Origin of the sequence: Rhodococcus sp. BH4, from assembly GCF_002079265.1 — a bacterium.
Lineage (GTDB): Bacteria > Actinomycetota > Actinomycetes > Mycobacteriales > Mycobacteriaceae > Rhodococcus_F > Rhodococcus_F qingshengii.
On record NZ_CP014941.1, the window covers coordinates 5,482,058 to 5,504,888 of the forward strand.

The following is a 22,831-nucleotide window of genomic DNA, read 5'->3' on the forward strand; positions in this document are numbered from 1 at the left end:
ATGCGTCTGTTATTTCAGCTCATTTCGCAATGTGTTCTCGGCGCGATAGCGCTGATCGTCGTGCATTTTGCTCTTCCCGGGGTCAGCCTGAGCGTGAACGGCTTCTTGGCCGCTATCGGTGTATTCACCCTCGCACACATGATTCTCGGCCCATTCGTGCTCAGCGTGGCACTGCACTACGCAGCTCCGCTCGCGGGTGGTGTCGGCTTGGTCGCCACACTGCTCGCGCTCTGGGTTGCGACCCTGGTCCCCGACGGTATCGAGATCAGCGGCGTCGGGTCCTGGATCCTCGCCCCGATCATCGTGTGGGTGATCACGGCATTGGGAGGGTGGATCTTCATGGCTCTCGTCATCGACAAGTGGATAAAGAGACGCAATGCCGAAAAGCTCGTGCGCAGTGTGCAGAAGGCATGAATGATCAGTTCGGAAACGGAACCCACAAGGAGTCAGCCATGCCAACTCACCCGCTCGATCGCCGCGTTCTCCTGAAGACCGCTCCGAACTTCCGGGAACTCGGTGGCATTCCTGTTGCGGACGGCACCGTCCGCGCGGGCGCGCTCTATCGTTCGGCGACTCTGGCGAAACTCGACGGCTACGACCTTGCCGCGGTCGCCGACTTGGACGTGCGGACGGTATACGACCTGAGGACCGCCGCCGAGCGCGACGGCGCACTCGACAATCTCCCTGACTCGACGCGCACAGTCTGGCTCGACGTACTTGCCGACAATGCCCAAAACGCCGCGGCCACTGGACTACTCATGACGGACCCGGTCGCATACGCCGAGACCATCAGCGACGGACGTGGGATCGCACAGATGGAGGAAGCCAACCGCAACTTCGTCAGCCTGCCGTCCGCTCTCGACGCCTATCGCACGTTCTACCTCGACCTTATCGACGAAAAACGCACCGGGGCAGCACTTTTCCACTGCACCACCGGCAAGGATCGAACCGGGTGGGCCGCGACCTCTTTCCTACTCCTCCTCGGGGCCGACGAAGCCGATGTACGCGCCGACTACCTGGAGACGAACACCGATCTGGCTCCCATGACAGAACCGATCCTCGACTTCGCCGCGAGCAAAGGGGTTGACGCAGAAGTGCTACGACCCCTCCTCGGAGTCCGTGACAGCTATTTCGACGCAACTCTCGACGAAATGCGCACGCACTTCGGCACCGTCGAGGACTACGCAATCAACGGACTGAAGCTCACCGCAGAGCAACTCACCGCGCTCCGCGAGCGGTTCACATCCAGGTCGGGAGTCATCAGCGCGAAGTGATCGGAGCCCTTACCGAACAGGCATTTTCGCCCTCTCCCCGCTTTTTCTGGTGATTGTCCGCCCGGGTGACCACGACGACGGCGAGGATCCCCACCGCCAAGCCGAGCGCGGTGAACGCAGTGAACGATTCTCCGAACATCAACGCGCCCCAGACCGCGGTGACGGGGGCGATCAAGAACATCAAGGTGTTGACGGACGTGATGCCGATGCGACGGAGCAGTAACCAGTACAGCCCGTAACCACCGAACGTGGACAGCACGACTAACCAGAGCAATGCGATCCAGAATGTGTTGACGCTTGGTGGTACGGCGACACCTGAGGCCACCGCCAGTGTCGTGAAAACTATTGCGCTGGTAGAGCAGCGGATGGCCAGAGCCTGCAGAGGTGGCGTGGACGTGTGAGCGCGTTGTTGGACGAAGGTGGATGCAACCAGGCTGAGCATCCCCAGGAACGGGATCGCGTATGCCCACCACGGAGCAGATGTACCGGCCCCGGCATCGGCTGCCGTGACCATCGCGACGCCGCCCAGTCCGATCGCCAGCCCGATCCACTGCATACGCGGGACTGCGACCCCGAGGACCGGACCGAGCAGAGCCGCCGCGACCAGCGGCTGAATACCGTCGATCAGTGCGGTGGTTCCGGTGTTCACACTGAGATCGACTGCCCAGTACACAGACAACAGGTAGCCGCTCTGAGAGAGCATCCCGATCACCACCTGCCTGCCGAGAGCCCGTGGTGTCGGCATCGTGTTCTGGCGCCGGGCGGAGAACCAGACAATCGGGAGCAGTACCACCGCGAGCGGGAGAAAACGCCACATCAGCAGCGTGGGGACCCCGGCACTGCCGGCCCCGAGTTTGGCTCCGATGAAACCCGAACTCCAGCACGCGACGAACAGGACCGACAAGGTAGCCGTCACGGCAGATCTCGAGGTCACGATCCGAGGTATACCGATCTGTTTACTCATGAGCCCGACTATACAGATCGGTATACTTTTGTCCATGGCAGAGGAATCCACACCCGAATTGACTCCGAAAGCGCGTCGCATTCTGGAGTCTGCGTCGAAGCTGTTCTACGAAAAGGGGATTCATGCCGTAGGCGTGGATACCGTCGCACTGGACGCCGGGGTCACGAAGAAGACTTTGTACGAACGGTTCGGCTCGAAAGACGGTCTCGTCGTTGAATACCTGAGGGCTCGAGATTGGCGGTGGCGAATCTTCCGCGACGAGAAGCTCGCATCAGCCGGAGCTAGCCGCGCCGAACAGTTGAGTGCGGTATTCGACGCTTCCGCCTCCTGGTCCAAGGCGAGCGGAGGCAAGGGGTGCAGCATGATCAACGCGCACGCCGAGTTCAGCGATCACTCACATCCGGTGTTCGCTGTCATCGCCGAACAGAAGCAGGAAATGTTGGACGTCTTTCGGCGCATTCTGGCGACGGACGGACTAGCCGACGAACGTCTCGTCGAGGCAATCATGCTGCTTCACGAAGGTGCCCTTGTCGCAGACGGGATCGGTATCGGCACCGACCCCTTCGGCGCCGGCCGGAACGCAGCGCTCGAATTGCTCAAAAATTCAGACTGATTCGCGCAGTTGCGTCAACAGATCACTCCCCCACCCGCTTCGCCCCCACAGTCACTCCCCCACCCGCTTCGCCCCCACAGTCACTCCCCCACCCGCTTCGCCCCCACCATGCGCCTCGCTATCTCCAAATACCTCTCCACCAACTCGTCCGGAGACAACTCACCGTCCGGTCGGTACCAGACCGCGACGGCGACGCACATCGTCACCACGGCTCTGCTGGCGTCCTCGGGATGGTCGGCCTCGAACACTCCCGAAGCGACGCCGTCGAGGACGATCCGGTCCACCTGCTTCTGCTGTTCGTCGCGCTGGGCGATGTAACCAGCCCGGCTGTCGGGCTCCATGCTGCGGATCTCGGAGGAGGCGACGAACGACTGCTCGCGCCGAAACATGTGGAACCGCAACAGAGATTCGATCACCGCGTCGAAGCGATCGGAGGGATCGTCCCCGGCATCGAGTTCGGCGGCGCGGCTTCGCTCCAACAACTCCGTCATCACAACGGTCGCCAGACCGATCAGCAGAGCCTGCTTGGACGGGTAGTGGTGGTAGAGCCCCGGCACCGACAGCCCGGACCGCGACGCGACGTCACGGATCGAAGTCCCGTGATAGCCCTGCTCGACGAACGCCTCCAACGCCGCAGCGAGCGGTTTCGGTAGTCCCAGGTCTTCGTAATCGCGCCAGGACCCGCGTACCGGAAGCTCGTTCGTCATACCGATACCGTAGATCGCTCTTGCGCCGCCGCCGAACACGTCGGAGCCATTGGTTAGAGTCGGTGTTCACCGAAAGACAGGGACCAGTCATGATCCATGTTCGCCACACCGCGGTTGCTGCCGTGCCGGTTGATGTCGCCTTCGACTACATCGACAACTACCGCAATGTCCCGACGTGGATGTTCGGTGTTTCCGAGTTCACCCCGTTCGGAGAGTTCGATCAGGGACTCGGCGCCACGTTCGACGCGGCCATGCAGATCGGGCCGAGCACGTTGCGCTCCAAACTCGAGGTCACCGAGTGGGAGAAGAATCGGATCATCAAGCTGTCCTCGCTCGGCGGTGTATCCAACTCGTCCACGTGGGAGTTCGCTGCGATCGACGATTCCAAGACCGAGCTTTCCGTCGACTTCGCCTACAAACTGCCCGGCGGCATTGCCGGCAAGGCACTCGGCCGATTGATCGGACCGTTCGTCGAAAACGCTGTCAAGAACAGCGAGGAAACACTGCGCCACAGCCTCGAGGAGCAGTTCGCGGCCCGCGGCGAAGGCTGAAACTACCCGCGGTCGCCTTCGAGTCCCAGCGCGTTGGCCCACACCTGAGTAGCCGTCTTGACGACGTCCTCGAACGGGACGGGGTTGCCGTCGGCGCCAGGTTCCTCGGAGACGAATGAACTGTAGGCAAGACGGCTCACCATCGCCGACAGTGCTCGGGAAGCCAACAGCGGGTCCAACGAGGCGTCTGCCTTGCCAGCTGCTTGCAAGCGTTCGATGGCTCGGGCATTACGAGAAATGAAGGTCTCGGCTCTGTCCCGACGCAGTTTCGCGAAGGCCGGATCGATGTGCGATACCTGCTCGAGCAGACCCATCAGTTTGGCGTTGCGGCGAAAAGCCGTCAGGTAGGCACGGTTGCTCGATTCGAGGACCGCATACGGATTGTCGACGTCGCGGACCCGTCCCATGCCGGGGTGCAGCATGTCTTCCTGCGCGACGTCGAGAACTGCGGCGAAGATCTGCTCTTTGTTGTCGAAGTAGGTGTAGAACGTGCCGGTGGAGCAGTTCGCTTCCTTGGTGATGTCCGTGAGACGGGCGTCGAGATACCCTGCGCGCTCGAACACCGTTCGAGCCGCTGCGACCAGAGAAGCCCTGGTCCGGACGCCGCGGGCAGTCACCGGCAGGTCACGCAGAAGCTCCGTCGCAGCCATGGATGGTGGCGGACGGTCTTCCCAGTTCTCCTGAGGTTCGGCGCGAGAGGTCACCAGCTACTTATACGGCAAAGCCGGCGACATCTCGGCATCGGCGTCAGGTGATGGTGATTCCTCCGTCGACGGCGATGGTCTGACCGGTGACGTATCCGCCGGCCTCGGACGCGAGCCACACCATGGTGGCCGCGAGCTCTTCCGGATCGCCCATGCGGCCGAGGATCAGGCGCGGAGCCATCGCGTCCAAGTAACCGTCGTTGTATTGGTCTGTCATTTCCGACTTGAAGAAGCCGGGCGCGATCGCGTTGACGCGAATGCCCTTGCGCGTTCCCCACTGCTGTGCGAGGTCGCGGGTCAATCCGACGACGCCTGCCTTGCTCGCCGCATAGGCGGCCTGCGGGAGTCCGGCGGTTGTCAATCCGAGAATGCTCGAGATGTTGACGATGGAGCTGCCTGGGAGCATGACGCGGCCGCAGGCCTGCGCTGCCCAGTAGGACCCATTGAGGTTGATGTCGATGACGGCGCGGAACTGGTCCGGGGTCTCGCGGGTCGCCGGAACGGCAGTTCCGACGCCGGCGTTGTTGACCAGCACGTCCACGCGGCCGAACTTCTCCATCGCGGCGTCGACCATGTTCTGAGCCTGAGCCGGATCGACGATGTCGGTGGCCACGCACAATGCTTCGCGGCCTGCGTCACGCACGAGCTTGGCCGTGTCTTCGAGCTTGTCGACGCGGCGAGCAGCGAGGACGACGTCCGCGCCGGCCTCTGCTGCGGCTTTCGCGAACGCCACCCCGAGGCCCGACGACGCACCGGTCACGATGACCACTCGATCGGTCAGAGAGAACTTGTCGAGAACAGACATGCGCGGTGATGCTCCTGTGTCGTCGGGTTCGGGAAGTGGCGGTTGCAGTGACGTATCGACTGCAGTTGCGAAACTACAGGCCGAGATCGCGGCCGATGAGTTCCTTCATGATCTCGTTGGATCCGGCCCAGATCTTGGTGACGCGGGCGTCCATCCACGCGCGAGCGGCGCGGTACTCGGTCATGAAGCCGTAGCCACCGTGCAACTGAACGCAGTGATCGAGGACCTCGTTCTGTACCTGCGCGGTCCACCACTTAGCCTTGGCGGCGTCGATGGCGGTCAGCTCGCCGGCAGCGTGTGCCGCGACGCAGTTGTCGACGTAGGCCTGGGTGACCTCGATGCGGGTGACGAGATCCGCGAGAAGGAATTTGTTCCACTGCAGCGAGCCGATCGGCTGACCGAAAGCCTTGCGGTCCTTGGCATATTGCAGCGTCTCTTCGAGGATCGGAGCGGCGTGCGCGATGTTGGACACCGCAGCGCCGACGCGCTCCTGCGGCAGCATTTCCATCATGTGGATGAAGCCGCGGTCGATCTCACCGATGATGTTGGTGGACGGCACGCGAACGTTCTCGAAGAACAGTTCGGCGGTATCGGACTCGTGCTGGCCGACCTTGTCGAGCTTGCGTCCGCGCTCGAAGCCTTCCATGCCGGTCTCGACGGCAAAGAGGGTGATGCCCTTGGACTTCTTCTCGGGACTGGTCCGAGCCGCCACGATCACGAGGTCGGCGTTGTAGCCGTTGGTGATGAAGGTCTTGGAGCCGTTGATGATCCAGTCGTCGCCGTCCTTGACCGCAGTGGTCTTGAGCGAGGCGAGGTCGGATCCACCGGAAGGCTCGGTCATGCCGATGGCCGTCAGCATCTCACCGGTGCAGAACTTGGGCAGCCAACGCTGCTTCTGCTCTTCGGTGGTGAGCTGAACGAGGTAGGGAGCAACGACGTCGGCGTGAATGCCGAAGCTCGAGGCAACAGCTGCACTGGCGCGCGAGAGCTCTTCGGCCAGAACCGCATTGAAGCGGTAGTCGCCGGCTTCGCTTCCGCCGTACGCCTCCGGAACCTCGAGTCCGAGGAAGCCGTTGCGTCCCGCTTCGAGCCAGATTTCACGATCGATGAAGCGCTGGTCGATCAGCTTCTCTGCGACCGGAAGGATGTTCCGGTTGACGAATTCGCGAGCAGATTCGCGAAATGCCTCGTGATCGGGTCCGTACAGAGTGCGACGCATGACGAGTTGCTTCCTTTCGGCGTGGCAAAGCCACACGTAACGATGTTCCTAAGCATTCGCTTAGAATCTAAGCACCTGCTTATAGTGAATCGAGAGCGGGATATTGTCAACATCGAAATCCGTCACACCTGGAGGAAACCGTGAGCGATTCACCTGACGTGGTGATCAGCCCCTCCAAAGCTGCGGCCCGTATCCGCGCGGCAGCCGTGGACGCTTTTGCCTCTGCCGGCTACGGCGGCACCACCACCCGTGACATCGCCGCGCGACTCGACATGAGTCCCGCCGCCATGTACCCGCACTACCGCTCGAAAGAAGAACTGCTTTTCGCGATCAGCTTCGAAGGCCACACCGAAGCGTTGAAGGTGGTCGAGGGCGCCGACCGACCTGGTGAAGAACCGTCCGTTCGTTTGCAGGAACTGATCAGCACCTTCGCCAGTTGGCAGGCCGGGCACCATTCACTCGCTCGCGTTGTCCAGTACGAACTCACCGCCCTCACACCAGAGCACTACCGAACCGTCGTCGCGCTTCGCCGCAGCACGACGCGGGTGGTCCGGGAGGTTGTCGACGCCGGCGTCCAGTCGGGCGACTTCACGATCCCCGATGCCGAAGGCGTCACCCTCGCCTTGATGTCCCTGTGCGTCGACGTGTGCCGCTGGTTCCCGGCCGGCAACTACACGAATCCGGAAGACATCGGAAAACTGTACGGAGACCTGGCATTGAGGATGGTGGGCGCCGCCCGAATCAGGTGACGCCGACCGCAGAAAGGACTCGGCCAGTGGCCAACCGCACCTATCTCTACTCGACCCCTGTTGCCCCGCATGAGAATCCGGCTGCCGCTCGCACCCGTGGACTCAAAGGAATCTCGGAGTGGTCGTACGCGATACCGCTGGTCCCCCGGATCCTTGTGTCCGTGAATCCGCTCCCCCGCCAGTCGATCATCTGGGACGACACCCCCGACCTGATCGCGGTCACCGCGCCCTGTGGTCCTGGTATCGCCCGGCTCGAAGACTTCCTCGGCCGCATCGATCACCCCGAACTCGGCACGATGGCCGGCGATGCGCTGCGTTTCCTGCACAGCCACACCGAACCCGACCACTACTTCGTCCTCGAGTGCGGCGAGATCTTCGACATGGACGACGAACCGTTCGCCGAACAGGGCACGGCCCTGATTACCGGTCTGGCGGACATCGACGCCGAGATGGAGGCGGCGCTGGCCACGCTCGCACCCGTCAAGCCAAGCTTCTGGGAGCGACTGTTCACGCCGACTCAGGAGAGCGTCGAGGAACCGCTACGCGAGCTCGGCCTCGGTTACTGGTCCGAGACCCTGTACTTCGATCTCGACGTCCCGCGATAGGAGCCGATCAGTCCGAGATCTCACCCAACCGACGCTCCAGGTAGGCCCGCTCCGGTTCCGTACCAACGAGTTTCAGAGCTTGTCGGTACGCGGATGCCGCTGCGTCGGTGCGCCCCAACCGAGCAAGTAGTTCGGCTCGTGCAAGGTGATACGGATGGTAGTCGGCAAGTTTGGGCTCCGCTGCCAGTTCCTCCAGCGCAGTCAGCCCGACTTCCTCGCCGTCGCGCATCGCCAACGCTACTGCCCGATTGACGGCCACGACCGGCGACGGAGTCAGCGTGAGGAGCACTCCGTAGAGAGCGCAGATCTGTGGCCAGTCGGTGCTCTCCACATCTGCGGACTCGTCGTGCAATGCGGCGATGGCGGCCTGCACCCCGTACGGCCCCGGCGCTCCCCCGGTCAACGCGACCACGACGAGGTCGCTTCCTTCCTCGATCATCGGCTGGTCCCAACACCCGCGATCCTGGTCTTCGAGGAGCACGATCCCGCCGGCGGCGTCGGTACGGGCATCCCGACGCGCGTGGACGAGAAGCATCAATGCAAGCAACCCGGCGATCTCGCGCTCATCGGGAAGCAATGCGCGCAAGATCCTCGCCAGCCTGATCGCCTCCACCGCCAGGTCGACGCGTTGCAGATCCGGACCCGAACTCGCTGCGTACCCCTCGGTGAACACCGAGTAGATCACCTGCAGAACACCGGGCAAACGTTCCGGGAGTTCTTCGGCGCTGGGAGTGCGGAAGGGAATCCGAGCCTGACGGATTTTCTTCTTCGCGCGCACGATCCGCTGCGCCATCGTCGCCGAAGGAACGAGGAAGGCCCGAGCGACTTCGGGCGTCGTCAACCCGCCGAGGCAACGCAAGGTGAGTGCGATTCGGTCGTCCTCGGCCAGCGCTGGGTGCGAGCAGGTGAAGAACAGCTGCAACCGCTCGTCGGGAAGTTCTCCGTCGACCGTGGGCGGCGCCGGGTCGGCACGATCGGCGTCCACCTGCATCACCGCCAAGCGCGCCGCGTAGGCCTGATCACGACGAAGCCTGTCGACGGCTTTACGACGCGCCGTGGTCAGCAGCCAGGCGCCGGGTTTGGCCGGCACTCCGTCCACGGGCCAGTGCACCAACGCGGCCTCGACGGCTTCGGAGGTGACTTCCTCGGCCAGATCCAGATCACCGAAGCGGCGGACGAGCGAGGCCAAGAGTCGTCCGCGTTCCTCCCGGAACACTGACTCGATGGAGTTCTCGGCCTGCTCGTCCACGGCGAATCAGTCCCCGAACCCGGCCAGTGGACGCACCTCGACGCTGCCGCCGTCGCGCGCGCCGGGGCACCGCGCGGCCCAGGCCAGCGCCGCATCCAGATCAGGGACGTCGATGACGTCGTAGCCGCCGAGGATCTCACGGGTTTCAGCGAAGGGTCCGTCAGTGACGGTCTTTTCTCCGGACTGCGAGACCCGAACCGTCGTCGTAGTCGTCAGATCGGCGAGGGCATCGCCGGACACCCAGATGCCGGCATCCTTCATTTCCTTGTCGTATTGCTGCCAGTCCTCGAACGTGCACTGGGGTTCGGTGTCTCCGCCGGGTGCGGTGTAGATGAGCAACATGTACTTCATGACTGACTCCTTGGTCTGTTGTTTTTCTTGCGGCTTTCCTGCCTTACAACATGACGACGAACGGTTCTCCCCGGAATCGACAGGCGACTCGAAAAAACTTTTGGCGAGTTCGGCCGAGGCGCTGCCGTTAGGCTGAGTGTATGACCGAACGCGACCGGGACGCCGCTGGGAAACCCCTCAATTCGCGGCCCCGTGACGGACTCGGACGTCCACTGCCACGCGACGCAGCGGGCGGTGTCCCGCGCATTCCGGACGATGTACGCCTGCCACCAGACGAGTCGATCACCGAGGCGCAGCGCCTCCTCGACCACGGTATGCCTTTCCACGCACACGAGATTCTCGAAGGAACGTGGAAAAGCGCGCCGCCCGAGGAACGTGACCTGTGGCAGGGACTGGCTCAGTTGGCCGTCGGGCTCACCCATCTGCTTCGGGGCAACAACACCGGCGCCGTCTCACTCCTCGGCCAGGGTCACGACCGCATCAGGCACTACGAGGTCGAGAGTCCGCACGGCCTCGATATCCCCGGTCTACTGACGTGGTCCGAGCACCTGCTCGCCGAAATCGATCGCCCCGGCGATTTCCCCGCCCCTCCGATTCCGAGGTTGAGAATCCCCTGATGCCCATCTTCCCCATGTTTCCGCTCGGCTCCGCTTTGCTACCGGGTGAGGTGTTGCCCCTGAACATCTTCGAACCTCGGTATCGCGCACTGGTCGAGAACGTTCTCGAAGCTGCCGACGGCCCACTGTTCGGAGTAGTGCTCATCGCTCGTGGCCACGAGGTCGGTGGCGGCGAATCACGTCACGACGTCGGCACTCTGGCTCGGATCGAGTCTCATGTCGCCATGGGTGCCGGGCGGTATCAGTTGTATTGCCGGACCGAAGACCGCATCCGGGTCAATCGATGGCTGCCGGACGATCCCTACCCACTTGCCGAGGTCGAATTGTGGCCTGACGAGAACAACGGAACACCAGTCACTGCTTACGAATACGACTCGCTCCTCGAGCGCATCGAGTTCATGTACGGAATGTTGGGAAAGCTCGCACTTCGGGCCGGCGAACAGACTCCGCGAATGCCCGTCCCACCGGATCCCTTGGATCCGCTGGGTTCTCGGCTGTATGCCCTCGCCAGGAGCATTCCGATGGGTGACGCCGATCGCCTGGCGATTTTGACCGCGCCAGGCGCCGACGAACGTATTCGCGCACTCTCGGAGGCAGTCGAGAACACCATCGAGGTCGCGCAGTTCAATCTCCTCTGAGCGCAACTACGCCATCGTCTGACCCATGTCGATGACGATCTTCGTCCCGGTGACCGCGCGGGAGAGGTCCGTCGCGAGGTAGACAACAGCGTTGGAGATGTCCTCGACGGTGGTGCGCGGGACGGACGTGAGCGGCCACTTGTACGAGTTCATGTACTCCGGATGAGTAGTGAGTACCTTACCGACGTTGGGATCGTTGCCCATCTCGGTCTCCACCGCGCCAGGGTGGATGGTGTTGACTCGAATGTCGAAGCTTCCCAATTCCGTTGCAGCAGTGCGAGCCAAACCCACGAGGCCGTGCTTGGCCGCCGAGTAGTGCGCGCAGCCGGGCGCTTCGGCGACGCCGGCAGCACTGCTCACAATCACGATGGAACCACCGTTGCCGGCTTCGATCATTGCAGGAACCGCAGCTGTCATCGTGCGCCAGACACCATTGAGATTGATGTCCACCAGCGTCGACCACTGTTCTTCAGGCATCTCCCAGAAACGGTTCCACGTAGCGATGCCCGCATTGGCAATCACGACGTCGAGGCGACCGAACTTGTCGACGCCCGACGCCACCGCCGCCCGCAGCGCCTCGAGGTCACGGACGTCCGCTACAGCGGTGACGATCTCGCGCCCCTCCGCTCGCACGAGACGAGCCGTTTCGTCGAGGTCGGCTTCAGTCGCGGCCGCGTAACCCACGTCTTCGGACACCGACGCGCACACGTCGACAGCGATGACGTCTGCACCTTCCTGCGCGAGTCGAATCGCGTGATTGCGTCCCTGACCCCGCGCTGCACCGGTGATGAAAACGACCTTGCCTGCCAACAGTTGTGTCATGGCCGGGACGTTAGACGCTGATGTGGCCCGCTGCCTCCGAGTTCCCGCTCGACGGGAATCAACCGTCGACGATGACGACGTGAAGATTCCTCGGACCATGGACACCTTCGACGCGCTCGAGTTCGATGTCGGAGGTCGCCGACGGGCCGCTGATCATGGTGGTGGGGCGCTCCGGTGTCAGCTTCGCAATCGCCTCCGGCACTCCCACTTCCACACTGCTGCGATACACGACGCAGATGTGTGTGTCCGGTACCAGTGTCAACGCACGGCGTCCCTGTGATGGACCGGCGTCGAGGAAGATGGTGCCGGTTTCGGCACACGATACCTTCGAGCCGGTGACAACGGCGTCGAGGTTCTCGAGTTCAGGAGCCGGTACGTCCGGGCTGTCCACCACCAGCGTTCCGTCGAATCCGGCTACCCATGATCGGTCGAGGCCGGCGGGGATCCCCAGAGTGTGTAGTCCGTGCTCTCTCACTATTCCGGTGACGGCCTCGGCGATTTCTGTTGCAGCGCAATGGTGAACGTGCGCCTTGTAGTCCACCAGACGGTCGACGAACAAATCGATGAGTTCCTCGTCGGACATGGTTCTGCCAGTCCGGTAGTTTCGCGGTATCTCGCCTTCGCGGGCGGGCGCCAAGGTGATGGCATCACGAATGCGTCCGAGCACCACTTCACGTGAATTCATCTGTCCGCCTTCCCGTCACGACGAGCCTCGTCCAATGCCGCGCGGCCTTCGTCGGAGTCCCACCAGGATCGGAAGGTCTGCTTGGGCGGTGCGGGAATGTCTCTGGCAGCTGTCCAACCGTTCAATGGAGGTGGCAACGTAGAGATCTTCCCTTTCCTGCCGGCCCCGACGCGTCCGAGCCCGGCAGCTTTCTGAGCCAACGTCCACCGTCCCTCGGTCGACATCGCCAGAGAGGCGGCTTTCATCGCCAAAGACTCTGCTGTGACACCGGATTGCTCGACCTTCTGGTGCCGCAATTCGACGAGCAGCGAGGGTATGTCGATCTTGACCGGGCAGGCGTCGAAGCACGCACCGCACAGACTCGAGGCAAAGGGAAGCGTCGAGTTGGGATCGTCTTTGCCATGCATGCCCGCGAGCTGCGGAGTCAGCACCGCGCCGATCGGTCCCGGATAGGTCGATCCGTAGGCGTGACCGCCGGTGCGCTCGTAGACCGGGCACACGTTCAGACACGCCGAGCACCGTATGCAGCTCAGGGCTTCCCTCCCGATCTTGTCGGCAAGCGCGGCAGTCCGACCGTTGTCGAGGAGGACCAGGTGGAACTCCTGTGGACCGTCGTCGGGCGTGACGCCGGTCCACATGGAGGTGTACGGGTTCATCCGCTCCCCCGTCGAGGACCGCGGCAGCAGTTGCAGGAAGACCTCCAGATCCTGATACGTCGGCAGAATCTTCTCGATGCCCATCACGGTGATCAGTGTTTTCGGCAGCGTCAGGCACATTCGCCCGTTGCCCTCCGACTCCACGACGGTCAGAGTGCCCGTGTCCGCGATGCCGAAATTGGCGCCGGAGACGGCGACCGGCGTCGTCATGAACTTGTGGCGTAAGAACTTTCGTGCAGCTGCGGCAAGTTCGGCCGGGTTCTCCCCGAGGTTCGGATCGACATCTGGCATCTCACGAAGGAATATCTCCCGAATCTCGGACCTGTTGCGATGGATCGCGGGAACCAGGATGTGCGACGGTTTGTCATGGCCGAGTTGGACGATCAATTCCGCGAGATCGGTCTCGTAGGCGGTGATTCCGTGGGCTTCGAGATGCTCGTTGAGACCGATCTCCTGCGTGGCCATCGACTTGACCTTGATGACCTCGTCGGAGCCGGTGGCTTTGACAAGTTCGGTCACAATGGCGTTGGCCTCGTTGGCATCTGCCGCCCAATGCACCTGCCCACCGCGCGCGATGACTGCAGCTTCGAACTGTTCGAGCAGTTCCGGCAACCGCGCCATGACGTCGGCCTTGATCGCCGAACCCGCATCACGCAGGTCTTCCCAATCGGGAAGCTCTCCAGTCACGTTGATGCGCTTGGCACGGATGGTGTGCGTCGCCTTGCCGATATTGCGTCGCAGTTGCGCGTTGGCCAGCTCGTGATGTGCTGCGACGGGGAATTTCTCAGTACCTCGCAGGAACCCTGCACCCTCGGGCGACCTCGGCGGGAAGCTGGGCAGACCCAGCGTCACAGCGCTCATGCGTGCACCCGGCTTTCCACCGACGCCAGAATCTCCGCGAGGTGAATGGTCTTGGCGCCCATCTGCAGTCGTGACATACCGCCGCCGATGTGCATGAGGCAGGACGAGTCTCCGGCGCTGCAGAATTCGGCGCCGGTGTCCGCAACGTGGCGAATTTTGTCCGCCAGCATGGCCGTCGAAGTCTCCGCATTCTTGATGGCGAAGGTGCCGCCGAATCCACAGCAGGAATCTGCTTCGGGGAGTTCGACCAGATCGATGTCGCGGACGTTGCGCAGCAACTGAAGTGGCTTGTCCCCTACCCTCAGCATGCGCAGTGAGTGACAGGTCGGGTGATAGGTGACCCGGTGCGGGAAGTACGCGCCCACATCGGTGACCCCGAGAACGTCCACGAGGAATTCGGAAAGCTCGTACATCTTTGCCTTCACGGTCTGCACCTGTCCACACAGCGACGCGGTGCCGTAGCGCTCGGCGACGATCTCGTGTTGATGACGGACCGAGCCGACGCACGACCCCGATGGTGCGACAACGGCGTCGATCGACGCATCACCGAAGGTATCGGCGTAGTTCGCGACCAGCGGTAGTGCGCCCGGCTGATAGCCGGTATTGACGTGCATCTGCCCGCAGCAGGTCTGCCCGGACGGAAACACGACGTCGTGCCCGAGACGGGTGAGCAGGAGGGCGGTGGCCTTGACGGCGTCGGGAAACATCGTGTCCCCGATGCAGGTGGCGAACAGCGCTACTCGCATGTGGTTCCCCGCAATCTGTCAGTGTGGTCTGACCACAGTAATACATCCCCGTACAGGCCACCCCATAAACGGCGTCCACCCGGTTATGCTCTTGCCTCATGCCGACCGAGCCGAGCCCGCGAGCGTGGGAACAAGTACTGAGCCACCTCGAACGTCGGCTCGTTTCAGGCGAGGTGTCTCCTGGCCAGCGCCTGCCGGGAGAGAGAATTCTGGCAGCAGAGTTGGGCGTCGGACGGTCATCGGTCCGAGAAGCGTTGCGGGTCATGGAAGCACTCGGCCTCCTCAAGGCGCAGACTGGCTCCGGCCCGACGTCCGGCGCGATGATCGTGGCCAAACCGACCGGCGGTATGACCATGCTGATGCGGATGCAGGTTGCAGCACAAGGCTTTCCGGTCTCGGATGTGGTGAAGACACGACTCGTTCTCGAATCCGAGGTGATGCAGTCCCTGGCATCGCGGACCCCGACACCCGACCTCCGCGCGGCCGTCGAACTGCTCGACTCGATGGAGGACGCAGCTCTCTCGGCCGAGGAATTCTTGCTACTCGACGCGCAGTTCCACGTGGCGCTCGCCGACGCGGCGGGCAATCAGGTGATCGCAGCCATGATGACCGGCCTGCGCGAGTCCATCGAGGCCTACGTTCTCGCGGGCGTCCAGATCGACAGCTGGCCGAGCACCTGCATGCGACTGCGTGACGAACACCGAGGATTGGTGGATGCGGTCAACGCGGGTGACGGCGAACTCGCACGTCAGCGCATAGTCGGCCACATCCGCGGTTACTACTCGGAAAGCGCCCACTCCGGCCGGTGACAGGGGGTGGTAATTGCGCCTCCAGAAGTCGTGTACTGTTGGTTTCACACCGACGCGGGGTGGAGCAGCTCGGTAGCTCGCTGGGCTCATAACCCAGAGGTCGCAGGTTCAAATCCTGTCCCCGCTACAAAGAAGAGGCCCGTAGGTTGCGAAAGCGACCTACGGGCCTTTTGCTGTGCGCCTTTATTAACCGCCGGGGGTTAATAAAGGCGCACAGCAGTGGTTCACACCACCACGTTGTGAAAATCGATCTCTGCGACCAGCATGCCGGAGAACCACCGATCCAGGTCCTCGTCGGTGACGGACTCGGGCATGGCGTCCACCTCGCACGCCAGCACCGCCACCTGAGACACGAACGGCGGAGCGACATGCATGTCCACCCAGTCCTGCAACGCTGGTTCGCGATCTACCTTCACTGCCGCCGCCTCCCGGCACCACGACAGATACAGGGTTTCCGCGGCGTACATGCCCACCAGCGCCGCCGCCCTGCCCTCTTCGCGAGCGAGAGTCAAGGCGTGCGTGGACAGCACGGCCGACTCCTCGACCAGCGCCGCTGCGTCACCCTCGTACGGGAAGCGGGAACGCAACTGCGCGAAATACTCGCGCTGCTCGCCCACCAGGTTCGACATCGACGTCACGTGGTCGAGCGCGTCGTCGAGCGTCGGGGATTCGGCGACCACCAACCCCAACACCTTGACGGCCGTCAGTACGAATGCCTCTTCGATCACGAGGTACCGGCGGAATCCCTCATCACTCAACGTCCCGCCGATGGTGTCCTCGATGAATGGAACCGCCCGCGCGGCAGCGAGATTACTCTGCTGCCGCGCGAGCAGGTCTGAGGAGCGACTCATTCGCCGGCGACCCAACTGATCAAGCCGTCGAACAGGTCGGTGTATCCGGGCCACTGCTCACAGAACTCCGGCGGAGCCCAGTGCGGCGAGCAGTCCGAGGTGAAGACGATCGACCGTCCGGCGCCGTATTCACCGGCAGCGACAAGCGGATCGCCGTTGATGGTGGCGGGAACCACGGCACCGTCCTTCGCGACGACGCGGTTGTATCCCAGGAGCGCCGGCCAGGAATCGCCGGCACCACCGAGAGCCGGGTGAGCAGCATCGACGACGGTGGGAACGATCCCAGCCGGTGTCTCGACGCGATCGTCTTCGGCCAGCATCGTCACGGGCAGTACCTCGGCGATCGCGGTCTGCCGGAAAGCTGCTCGCGCCTGGAATCCGGAGAACGAGAGGTAGCCACCGATCATCATCAGCGAGCCACCCGCACCGACCCAGTCACGAAGCGCGACAAGGCGATCCTCGCCGGCGCGGAACTGGTCGAACACACCGGGAGCCAACTGCAGCGAGTTCGCTCCGATGTCGGAGAGAACGACGACGTCGAACTGGGACAATGCTTCTGCGGTGCCGGGGAACTGCGTCGGCACCAGGTGTGCGGGCATGTGTGTCACGTCGTGGCCACGTGAGGTGAGCGCATCCCGAAGCGGACCGACTCCCTCGACGTAGGAATGGACACTGAACTCGTCGACGCCCTTGACGTGCGTCGACGTCGTCATCCAGCTCTCGCCGGCAATCAGTACTCGTTTACCCATGACTGCTTCTGTTTCCTTTCGCGGCCTGCTCGAAGAGCGACCTCGGGTTGTCTCGCATCAACGCGGACACTTGCTGGGGATCTACGCCTGCGCGCACCAACCGGGCGGCGAAGGCGAGTGGTACGTAGGAGAATCCGTTTCCGCCGTGCTTTCTGAGCATTGATTTGAGGAAGAGGTCGTGACTGAGCAGGAGCTGTGATGCGTGACCGGAGGTGACCAATCCGGCTACCGCAGTGGCTGTTTCCGCCGGATGCGGCGAAAGACCCTCGCCGGGGAAATCGAAAGGCATCCCGATCATGTCGAATTCGAGAAAGACACCGCGGTCGGCGAGCGATCGTTGGTAGTCGGCGTCGTGTCCGGACGGGTCCATGTGGCACAGCACCACTGCTTGCGGATCGACGCCCATCTCGTCGACCACGATGTCGACGACGTGATGTCCCACGCGCTGCCAGCCCGGAAGGTGGACGAACAGGGGCACGTCCACCTCGCGCTGAGCAATGCACGCCGCCCGCAACGCTTTCGCCTCGTTCTGAGTGAAGAGCGGGGAGACGCCGATCTCCCCGATCACTCCCGGAGCCAATTCCTTTGCCGGATCGAACTCCTCGACGAGCGAACCTGCCAGATCGTCGACACCGAGTTCGTGGACCTCGACCGGATGGGTCGTCTCGAGGTACCACCCTGAACCCATGATCACTCGCACGTCTGACTTTCGCGAGAACTCCGCCAACTTCTCCGGTGCCCGGCCCAGTCCCGGCGGTGTCAGATCGACGATCGTCCGACCACCGAGGCGGGCGAAGTCCACAAGGTCTTCCACCACGGCCGCTGCGTCGTCGACTCGACAATTGTCGAGACTGTAGTACGGATTGTCGTGAAGAAGCCAGGCATCCTCGGCGCGTACCGGACCGGCCAACCGCTGTGCCACAACCGGATCCGGGGCCTCGGTGTACGCACCGGTGACGTCGTTGTGCAGATGTTCGTGTGGGAGAACCAGTCCGAGTTCCGAGCTGTCCACAGTTCCCGTGACAGTACGAACCTTGCTCATGAGCGTGCAGGCCCCGACGGTGCGGACTGCAGGTATCGCCACAGCGCGCTCAGTGTATGTCCGCGCATGTTGATCCAGATGGCCAGTAGCAGAACGACACCGGTGATGATCGGCGTCAGGAACGGGCTCACGCCGAGCAGGGTCAGTCCGTTCGCGATGATTCCGGTCAGGACGGCGCCGATGACGGTACCGATCACGGTGCCGCGACCGCCGAAGAGATTGGTGCCACCGAGAACCACCGCGGTGATCACCGTGAGCTCGAATCCCGTTGCGGAGTTGGCCGAACCCGAGCCCAGTCGAGCCGCGATCAGCAGTCCCGCGATACCGGCAGCCAAGCCGGTGAAGACGAGCGTCATCATGAGCACACGACGCGTGTTGACGCCGGACCGTCGCACGGATTCGACGTTGGACCCGATACCGGTGACGTAGCGCCCGAAGCGCATGCGGTTGAGCGCAATTGCTCCGATGACCACGACGACGAGAGCAATCCAGGCGCTGGCGGAGAACCCGAGGAACTCAGCAGTTCCGAGCTTCGCGAAGTAAGTGTCGGCCGGAACCGGAACGGAGAATCCTTCGGTCCGATACAGCGCGATACCGCGAATGACGGACATCGTCGCCAGAGTCACGATGAACGGCGGAATGCCCTGATAGGCAGCGAGCCATCCGTTGACCAGGCCCCAGGCCGCACCCATCACCGGGGCGGCGACGAAGACCAGGGACGAATCGACGCCGGCCTGGATAAGCTCGGCACTCATCGCCGCGACGAACGCGACGATCGCACCGACGGACAGGTCGATCTGACCTGCCGTGATCACGAAAGTCATCGCCACCGCGATGATCAGAACCGGAGCGATCTGGGTTGCCAGGTTCGACAGGTTCGTGAATGTCAGGAACGACGACGTGGTCGCCGAGAAGACGGCTGCGACAGCAACTGTCACCGCCAGCATCGCGAGGGTGGGCTTGTTGACGCTGTCCCACAAGGAGGGTTTCGCGGCGAGCTTGCGCTCGATCGGCGCCTGGGTCTTCTCGAGAGTGGTCATGCCGTGGCTCCCTGTGTTGCTGCCGATGTCCGTTGCGGCACCGGAGTTCGAGTGATGAGTCCGACGAGGGACTCGATGTTGAGGTCGCCGATCGGAACGTCGTCGACACTCTGCCCCTCGTACATGACCGTGATTCGGTCACACACGCGGAACAGGTCCTGCAGGCGGTGTGTCACGAGAATGACGCCCACGCCGGCCGCTGCGACGTCCGTGATCAGCTTGAGCACCGACTCGACCTCGGCGACGGCAAGCGCTGCGGTGGGCTCGTCGAGGATCAGTACGTCTGGGCGGAAGGAGACTGCGCGGGCGATCGCGACGGTTTGCCGCTGTCCGCCGGACAGTTGCCCGATCTCCTGGTAGGTCGACTTCACCTTGACATGCAGGTCGGCAAGAATGTGAGCCGCCTTCTCGTGCATGGCATGCCGGTCGAGGAAGGGGCCTTTTCGCGGTTCTCTGCCGAGGAACAGGTTGCTGGCGACGTCCAGCGTGTCGCACAGAGCCAGATCCTGGTAGACGATTCCGATCTTTTTCTGCTGGGCGTCGAGAGGCGTCGAAAAGCGCACTGGTTCACCGTTGACGCGCATTTCGCCGCCGTCGTGCTGAACCGCACCGGCGAGAATCTTCATCAGAGTGGACTTACCGGCGCCGTTGTCGCCGACCACTCCGAGTACTTCACCCTTCGCCAGCCGAAGGTCCACTCCTTGAAGGGACTTCACCGGTCCGTACGACTTGGTGATGCCCGAGAGTTCGATCAGTGGAGGTGCCATGATTACTTCTCCAAGTAGTACATGTAGTCGGCCACGTTCTCCGGGGTCACGATCTGGGTGGGAACCGGGATGTTTGCCGGAGCGCCGCGTCCGCAAGCCAGGTCGATTGCCGAATTCATTGCCTCATGGCCGAATTCGAAGGTGTTCTGCTGGACCACGCCTTTAAGCCAACCGGCTTTGAGTCCGCCTACCGCCTGATCCGAAAGATCCCAACCGACTGCTTCGATGCGATCCTGCGCCTTCTGACTGTTGACCGCCGCGACGAGACCGATCAGTGCCGGCTCACCGGTTGCGTAGACGTACTTCATGTCGCCACCGCCGGTCAGCAGGTTCTCCGCTGCGGTCTGTGCGTTCTCCTGAATGTTACGTCCGTCCACGACGGTGCCGACGGTCATTCCGCGGCCGGTCACGGTCTCCGTGAAGCCCTTCTGCCGCTCCAACTGGACAGTACTGTTGAGCGCGCCGACGATACCGACCGTTCCGGTGTTGTTCGCGACGTCGGCCAAGGTGTTTCCGATCTTGGCGCCACCCTCGGCGTTGGCCGTACCGACCTGAGTCGACAGTGCCGGATCGTCGATGGTCGCGTCGACCGCGACGACGGGGATGCCCGCGTTCTTGGCCTTGACCACCGACGGCTTGATTCCGTCCGTGTCGATTGCATCGACGATGATCGCGTCGACTCCGGCGGCGATCAGATTGTCGAAGGCGTTGGCCTGCGCGACGGAATCGTCGTTGCCGCTGATGATCTGCAGGTCGACGCCTGCCTTGTCCGCGACGTTCTTCGCGGCATTGTTGATCTGGTTGAAGTACAGCGCCTGGAGGTTGATGGTCACCAGACCGACCTTGAGCTTGCCGTTCGTCCCGTCACAGCTTTCGGCGACCCGGGTCGGCTGCGGGATGGACGAGCCCCCCGATGCGTCCTTCGAGTCACTCGACGAAGCCGAGTCACAAGCGGTGAGCGTGAGCGCGACTGCAGCTCCCAGCGCCAGAGGCAATGCACGTTTCATCATCGAGTCTCCAAAAGGGTGTGAGGGGTCAATGTTGCTGTGAAGCTGTCCAATTCATCTCGGGTGGGGCATCCGCGGGGGCCTGCGGTGGCGCAAGCCAATGCAGCCGATGCCCCGGCGAGTCGTGCGGCGTCCACCGGTGAGCGCCCGGCGTCGACAAAAGCGATGTACGTACCGCCGAAGCAATCACCGGCCCCGACTGCATCGACGACGTCGACCACTACTGCCGGTTCGCTCGTCACCTCGCCGTCCGGTGTGGCCAGTGTCCAACCTCGCGAGCCGTCGGTCACCAGCAGGTGGGTGTGGTGCTCGGCGGCCAGAGTCTGCCACTGGTCGAAACCGATCCCGAACTCGCCTTCCCACAGGGCACGCCCTACGACGACGTGGTCGGCCAGAGCGAACGCGCGCAGTGCCGCGGCCTTGTTTTCACAACCGTCCAGATCGATTACCAGACTTACGCTTCCCGGTAATTCATCCGGGAGGAAGACCGCACGGTATCCGTCGAGGAACAGTCGTCCACCGCCGGCAGCGGCCAATCGGGTGACGACAACTCCGATGCGTTCGGCATCGTTCGGGTCGTCCTGGCTGATGATGGAGCGATCGCCGTCCTGCGCGATGAGAACAACTGCCGTCGACAGGAACGCATCTCGCGGCGACCAACTGGTGTCGACGCCATCTGCCTCGAGGGATTCGAGAAACTCGGTGGACCGCGCGTCCGGGCCCACGGCACCGGCAAAGATCACTTGCGCGCCCATTCTGGCCGCGGATACCGCAGCATTTGCATTCATTCCACCGTCGATCTGACTGATGGCCGTTGCCTGAACGCGCTCACCGAGTACCGGTACGTGTGGGACATGTACCGTCACATCGTTGTTGGCGTATCCACAAAAGACAATCATGGTTACTTTCCTGCGGCCCGGGACAGTTCGCGGACCTTCTCGCCTGCGACCCGTCCCCACCAGCGTCCATTGTCCTTCACCGAGGATGCAACTATGGCGCCGTCGCATTCCTTCATCAGCGCTGCGACATTGGCAGCCGTGATGCCGGATCCGATGATCACGGGAAGAACGGTGTTGTCTCGGATCACGGAAACCTCGTCGACCGAAGCGGCGTCACCGGTGCGCGAACCCGTCGCGATCAGAACATCTGCGTCGAAGAACTCGGCGTCTTCGGTCTGTTCCGCGACAGTGCGGTCCGCGACAATGGCATGCGCACCGTGCTTGACGTGCACGTCAGCGAAGATCCGGACCGGGTCGGCACCGATGCGATGGCGGAAGCGCGTCGTCTTGGCCGCCTGACCCTCGATGAATCCCTCATTGGCAATGTAGGCATTTGCCCACTGATTGACGCGCACAAAACTCGCGCCTGCCGCCCACGCTGCGGCCACTCCGCACTCGCCGGCGTTGGACAGGATGCTGACGCCGACCGCCTTGCCGAACTCGCCGACCACCGCTGCCGTGATGACTCCCATGCTGGCGGCGGTTTCGTATCCGTGTTCGCCGGGCTTGAGGAACGGTATGTCCCAGTGATTTTCGACGATCACACCGTCGAAACCGTTGTCGACATACGCGTGTGCTTCCTCGACGGCGAAGCGAGCAATTTCCGAAACCGGCTGCCCGGTGTAGTGCGGGCTGCCCGGCAGGGCCGGGAGGTGAATGGCCCCGATGAGAGATGGCGTGCCGGTGAACATCTCTGCCAGCGCCGAGGGCTTGGGCGGAAAGACTCCGAGCGGTGATGCGGTCACTTCAGC

At 62.9% G+C, this 22,831-nt stretch carries 28 protein-coding genes and 1 tRNA gene; 10 read left to right on the plus strand and 19 right to left on the minus strand.

Translation table 11 applies throughout. From position 1 onward, the window contains the following. Positions 1 to 414 carry a phage holin family protein gene (locus A0W34_RS25320; RefSeq protein WP_020970904.1) on the plus strand — a complete coding sequence of 138 codons (414 nt, stop codon included), beginning with the start codon at positions 1 to 3 and terminating at the stop codon, positions 412 to 414. A 38-nt stretch (positions 415 to 452) separates the two neighbouring features. Continuing rightward, complete coding sequence (locus A0W34_RS25325; protein ID WP_232329922.1) at positions 453 to 1,274, plus strand: tyrosine-protein phosphatase; 822 nt, start codon at positions 453 to 455, stop codon at positions 1,272 to 1,274. Here the strand turns inward: A0W34_RS25325 and A0W34_RS25330 are convergent. Then, positions 1,261 to 2,190, minus strand: coding sequence for a DMT family transporter (locus A0W34_RS25330; protein ID WP_081558870.1), 930 nt, complete (start codon positions 2,188 to 2,190; stop codon positions 1,261 to 1,263). The two genes, A0W34_RS25325 and A0W34_RS25330, sit on opposite strands and share 14 nt — an antisense overlap. An 82-nt stretch (positions 2,191 to 2,272) precedes the next feature. Here A0W34_RS25330 and A0W34_RS25335 point away from each other — a divergent pair, with 82 nt between their 5' ends. Then, positions 2,273 to 2,851: a TetR/AcrR family transcriptional regulator gene (locus tag A0W34_RS25335; RefSeq protein WP_081558464.1), complete on the plus strand. Its 579-nt coding sequence runs from the start codon at positions 2,273 to 2,275 to the stop codon at positions 2,849 to 2,851. An 80-nt stretch (positions 2,852 to 2,931) separates the two neighbouring features. Here A0W34_RS25335 and A0W34_RS25340 read toward each other — a convergent pair whose 3' ends face one another. Continuing rightward, a complete protein-coding gene (locus A0W34_RS25340) occupies positions 2,932 to 3,558 on the minus strand; it encodes a TetR/AcrR family transcriptional regulator (RefSeq protein WP_030536574.1) in 627 nt (208 codons plus the stop codon). Positions 3,559 to 3,647: 89 nt separating this feature from the next. Here A0W34_RS25340 and A0W34_RS25345 point away from each other — a divergent pair, with 89 nt between their 5' ends. Then, positions 3,648 to 4,109 (plus strand): SRPBCC family protein, encoded by a 462-nt coding sequence (locus tag A0W34_RS25345; protein ID WP_003940411.1) that lies wholly within the window; start codon positions 3,648 to 3,650, stop codon positions 4,107 to 4,109. Positions 4,110 to 4,111: 2 nt separating this feature from the next. On the opposite strand, the gene A0W34_RS25350 is transcribed toward A0W34_RS25345, so the two are convergent. The 3 genes from A0W34_RS25350 to A0W34_RS25360 form a co-directional block, all read right to left on the minus strand. Further along, the gene (locus A0W34_RS25350) at positions 4,112 to 4,759 is read right to left on the minus strand and encodes a TetR/AcrR family transcriptional regulator (protein WP_007730038.1); all 648 of its coding nucleotides are present in this window, start codon (positions 4,757 to 4,759) and stop codon (positions 4,112 to 4,114) included. Positions 4,760 to 4,856: 97 nt separating this feature from the next. Next, positions 4,857 to 5,618, minus strand: coding sequence for an SDR family NAD(P)-dependent oxidoreductase (locus A0W34_RS25355; RefSeq protein ID WP_003939707.1), 762 nt, complete (start codon positions 5,616 to 5,618; stop codon positions 4,857 to 4,859). A gap of 73 nt (positions 5,619 to 5,691) precedes the next feature. Beyond that, on the minus strand, positions 5,692 to 6,837 hold the full coding sequence (locus tag A0W34_RS25360) for an acyl-CoA dehydrogenase family protein (RefSeq protein ID WP_007730036.1): 1,146 nt from the start codon (positions 6,835 to 6,837) through the stop codon (positions 5,692 to 5,694). Between the two features lie 140 nt (positions 6,838 to 6,977). Between A0W34_RS25360 and A0W34_RS25365 the strand changes: the two genes are divergently transcribed. Further along, positions 6,978 to 7,586 carry a TetR/AcrR family transcriptional regulator gene (locus A0W34_RS25365; RefSeq protein WP_030536572.1) on the plus strand — a complete coding sequence of 203 codons (609 nt, stop codon included), beginning with the start codon at positions 6,978 to 6,980 and terminating at the stop codon, positions 7,584 to 7,586. A gap of 26 nt (positions 7,587 to 7,612) precedes the next feature. Further along, positions 7,613 to 8,191, plus strand: coding sequence for a DUF7822 domain-containing protein (locus A0W34_RS25370; protein WP_081558465.1), 579 nt, complete (start codon positions 7,613 to 7,615; stop codon positions 8,189 to 8,191). A gap of 7 nt (positions 8,192 to 8,198) precedes the next feature. Here the strand turns inward: A0W34_RS25370 and A0W34_RS25375 are convergent, their stop codons facing one another. Further along, positions 8,199 to 9,440, minus strand: a complete 1,242-nt coding sequence (locus A0W34_RS25375; protein WP_081558466.1) for an RNA polymerase sigma factor — start codon at positions 9,438 to 9,440, stop codon at positions 8,199 to 8,201. 6 nt (positions 9,441 to 9,446) lie between these two features. Beyond that, a complete protein-coding gene (locus A0W34_RS25380) occupies positions 9,447 to 9,791 on the minus strand; it encodes a YciI family protein (protein ID WP_007730031.1) in 345 nt (114 codons plus the stop codon). A gap of 140 nt (positions 9,792 to 9,931) precedes the next feature. Here A0W34_RS25380 and A0W34_RS25385 point away from each other — a divergent pair, with 140 nt between their 5' ends. Further along, entirely contained in the window at positions 9,932 to 10,408 is a 477-nt protein-coding gene (locus A0W34_RS25385) for a DUF309 domain-containing protein (RefSeq protein WP_003940372.1), read from the plus strand. Further along, positions 10,408 to 11,046 carry an LON peptidase substrate-binding domain-containing protein gene (locus tag A0W34_RS25390; RefSeq protein ID WP_064073901.1) on the plus strand — a complete coding sequence of 213 codons (639 nt, stop codon included), beginning with the start codon at positions 10,408 to 10,410 and terminating at the stop codon, positions 11,044 to 11,046. Before A0W34_RS25385 ends, A0W34_RS25390 begins: the two co-directional genes overlap by 1 nt. A gap of 6 nt (positions 11,047 to 11,052) precedes the next feature. Here A0W34_RS25390 and A0W34_RS25395 read toward each other — a convergent pair whose 3' ends face one another. The 4 genes from A0W34_RS25395 to A0W34_RS25410 are packed head-to-tail and all read right to left on the minus strand — an operon-like array spanning position 11,053 to position 14,816. Beyond that, positions 11,053 to 11,868, minus strand: a complete 816-nt coding sequence (locus tag A0W34_RS25395; protein WP_081558467.1) for a mycofactocin-coupled SDR family oxidoreductase — start codon at positions 11,866 to 11,868, stop codon at positions 11,053 to 11,055. A gap of 58 nt (positions 11,869 to 11,926) precedes the next feature. Further along, entirely contained in the window at positions 11,927 to 12,553 is a 627-nt protein-coding gene (locus tag A0W34_RS25400; protein ID WP_081558468.1) for a LutC/YkgG family protein, read from the minus strand. Beyond that, positions 12,550 to 14,070 carry a LutB/LldF family L-lactate oxidation iron-sulfur protein gene (locus A0W34_RS25405; protein WP_081558469.1) on the minus strand — a complete coding sequence of 507 codons (1,521 nt, stop codon included), beginning with the start codon at positions 14,068 to 14,070 and terminating at the stop codon, positions 12,550 to 12,552. Before A0W34_RS25405 ends, A0W34_RS25400 begins: the two co-directional genes overlap by 4 nt. Continuing rightward, on the minus strand, positions 14,067 to 14,816 hold the full coding sequence (locus A0W34_RS25410; protein ID WP_081558470.1) for a (Fe-S)-binding protein: 750 nt from the start codon (positions 14,814 to 14,816) through the stop codon (positions 14,067 to 14,069). Before A0W34_RS25410 ends, A0W34_RS25405 begins: the two co-directional genes overlap by 4 nt. A 98-nt stretch (positions 14,817 to 14,914) precedes the next feature. Between A0W34_RS25410 and A0W34_RS25415 the strand changes: the two genes are divergently transcribed. Continuing rightward, entirely contained in the window at positions 14,915 to 15,625 is a 711-nt protein-coding gene (locus A0W34_RS25415) for a FadR/GntR family transcriptional regulator (protein WP_042446958.1), read from the plus strand. 53 nt (positions 15,626 to 15,678) lie between these two features. Then, positions 15,679 to 15,752: transfer RNA gene (locus A0W34_RS25420), tRNA-Met, on the plus strand. A 97-nt stretch (positions 15,753 to 15,849) separates the two neighbouring features. Here A0W34_RS25420 and A0W34_RS25425 read toward each other — a convergent pair. Genes A0W34_RS25425 through A0W34_RS25460 form a run of 8 tightly spaced genes read right to left on the minus strand, consistent with a single transcriptional unit; the run spans position 15,850 to position 22,825 of the window. Then, the gene (locus A0W34_RS25425; protein ID WP_058037937.1) at positions 15,850 to 16,476 is read right to left on the minus strand and encodes a TenA family protein; all 627 of its coding nucleotides are present in this window, start codon (positions 16,474 to 16,476) and stop codon (positions 15,850 to 15,852) included. Further along, positions 16,473 to 17,225, minus strand: coding sequence for a glutamine amidotransferase (locus tag A0W34_RS25430; RefSeq protein WP_081558471.1), 753 nt, complete (start codon positions 17,223 to 17,225; stop codon positions 16,473 to 16,475). Before A0W34_RS25430 ends, A0W34_RS25425 begins: the two co-directional genes overlap by 4 nt. Beyond that, positions 17,218 to 18,309 (minus strand): phosphotriesterase family protein, encoded by a 1,092-nt coding sequence (locus A0W34_RS25435; protein WP_232329924.1) that lies wholly within the window; start codon positions 18,307 to 18,309, stop codon positions 17,218 to 17,220. The genes A0W34_RS25430 and A0W34_RS25435 overlap by 8 nt, the downstream gene beginning before the upstream one ends. Continuing rightward, positions 18,264 to 19,307, minus strand: a complete 1,044-nt coding sequence (locus tag A0W34_RS25440) for an ABC transporter permease (RefSeq protein ID WP_081558472.1) — start codon at positions 19,305 to 19,307, stop codon at positions 18,264 to 18,266. The genes A0W34_RS25435 and A0W34_RS25440 overlap by 46 nt, the downstream gene beginning before the upstream one ends. Then, positions 19,304 to 20,074, minus strand: coding sequence for an ATP-binding cassette domain-containing protein (locus A0W34_RS25445; protein ID WP_003939830.1), 771 nt, complete (start codon positions 20,072 to 20,074; stop codon positions 19,304 to 19,306). Before A0W34_RS25445 ends, A0W34_RS25440 begins: the two co-directional genes overlap by 4 nt. 2 nt (positions 20,075 to 20,076) lie before the next feature. Further along, on the minus strand, positions 20,077 to 21,084 hold the full coding sequence (locus tag A0W34_RS25450; RefSeq protein ID WP_019745494.1) for a substrate-binding domain-containing protein: 1,008 nt from the start codon (positions 21,082 to 21,084) through the stop codon (positions 20,077 to 20,079). After that, the gene (locus tag A0W34_RS25455; protein WP_042924967.1) at positions 21,081 to 21,980 is read right to left on the minus strand and encodes a PfkB family carbohydrate kinase; all 900 of its coding nucleotides are present in this window, start codon (positions 21,978 to 21,980) and stop codon (positions 21,081 to 21,083) included. The genes A0W34_RS25450 and A0W34_RS25455 overlap by 4 nt, the downstream gene beginning before the upstream one ends. 2 nt (positions 21,981 to 21,982) lie before the next feature. Further along, positions 21,983 to 22,825, minus strand: coding sequence for a BtpA/SgcQ family protein (locus tag A0W34_RS25460; protein ID WP_003940276.1), 843 nt, complete (start codon positions 22,823 to 22,825; stop codon positions 21,983 to 21,985). Positions 22,826 to 22,831 lie beyond the last annotated feature (6 nt).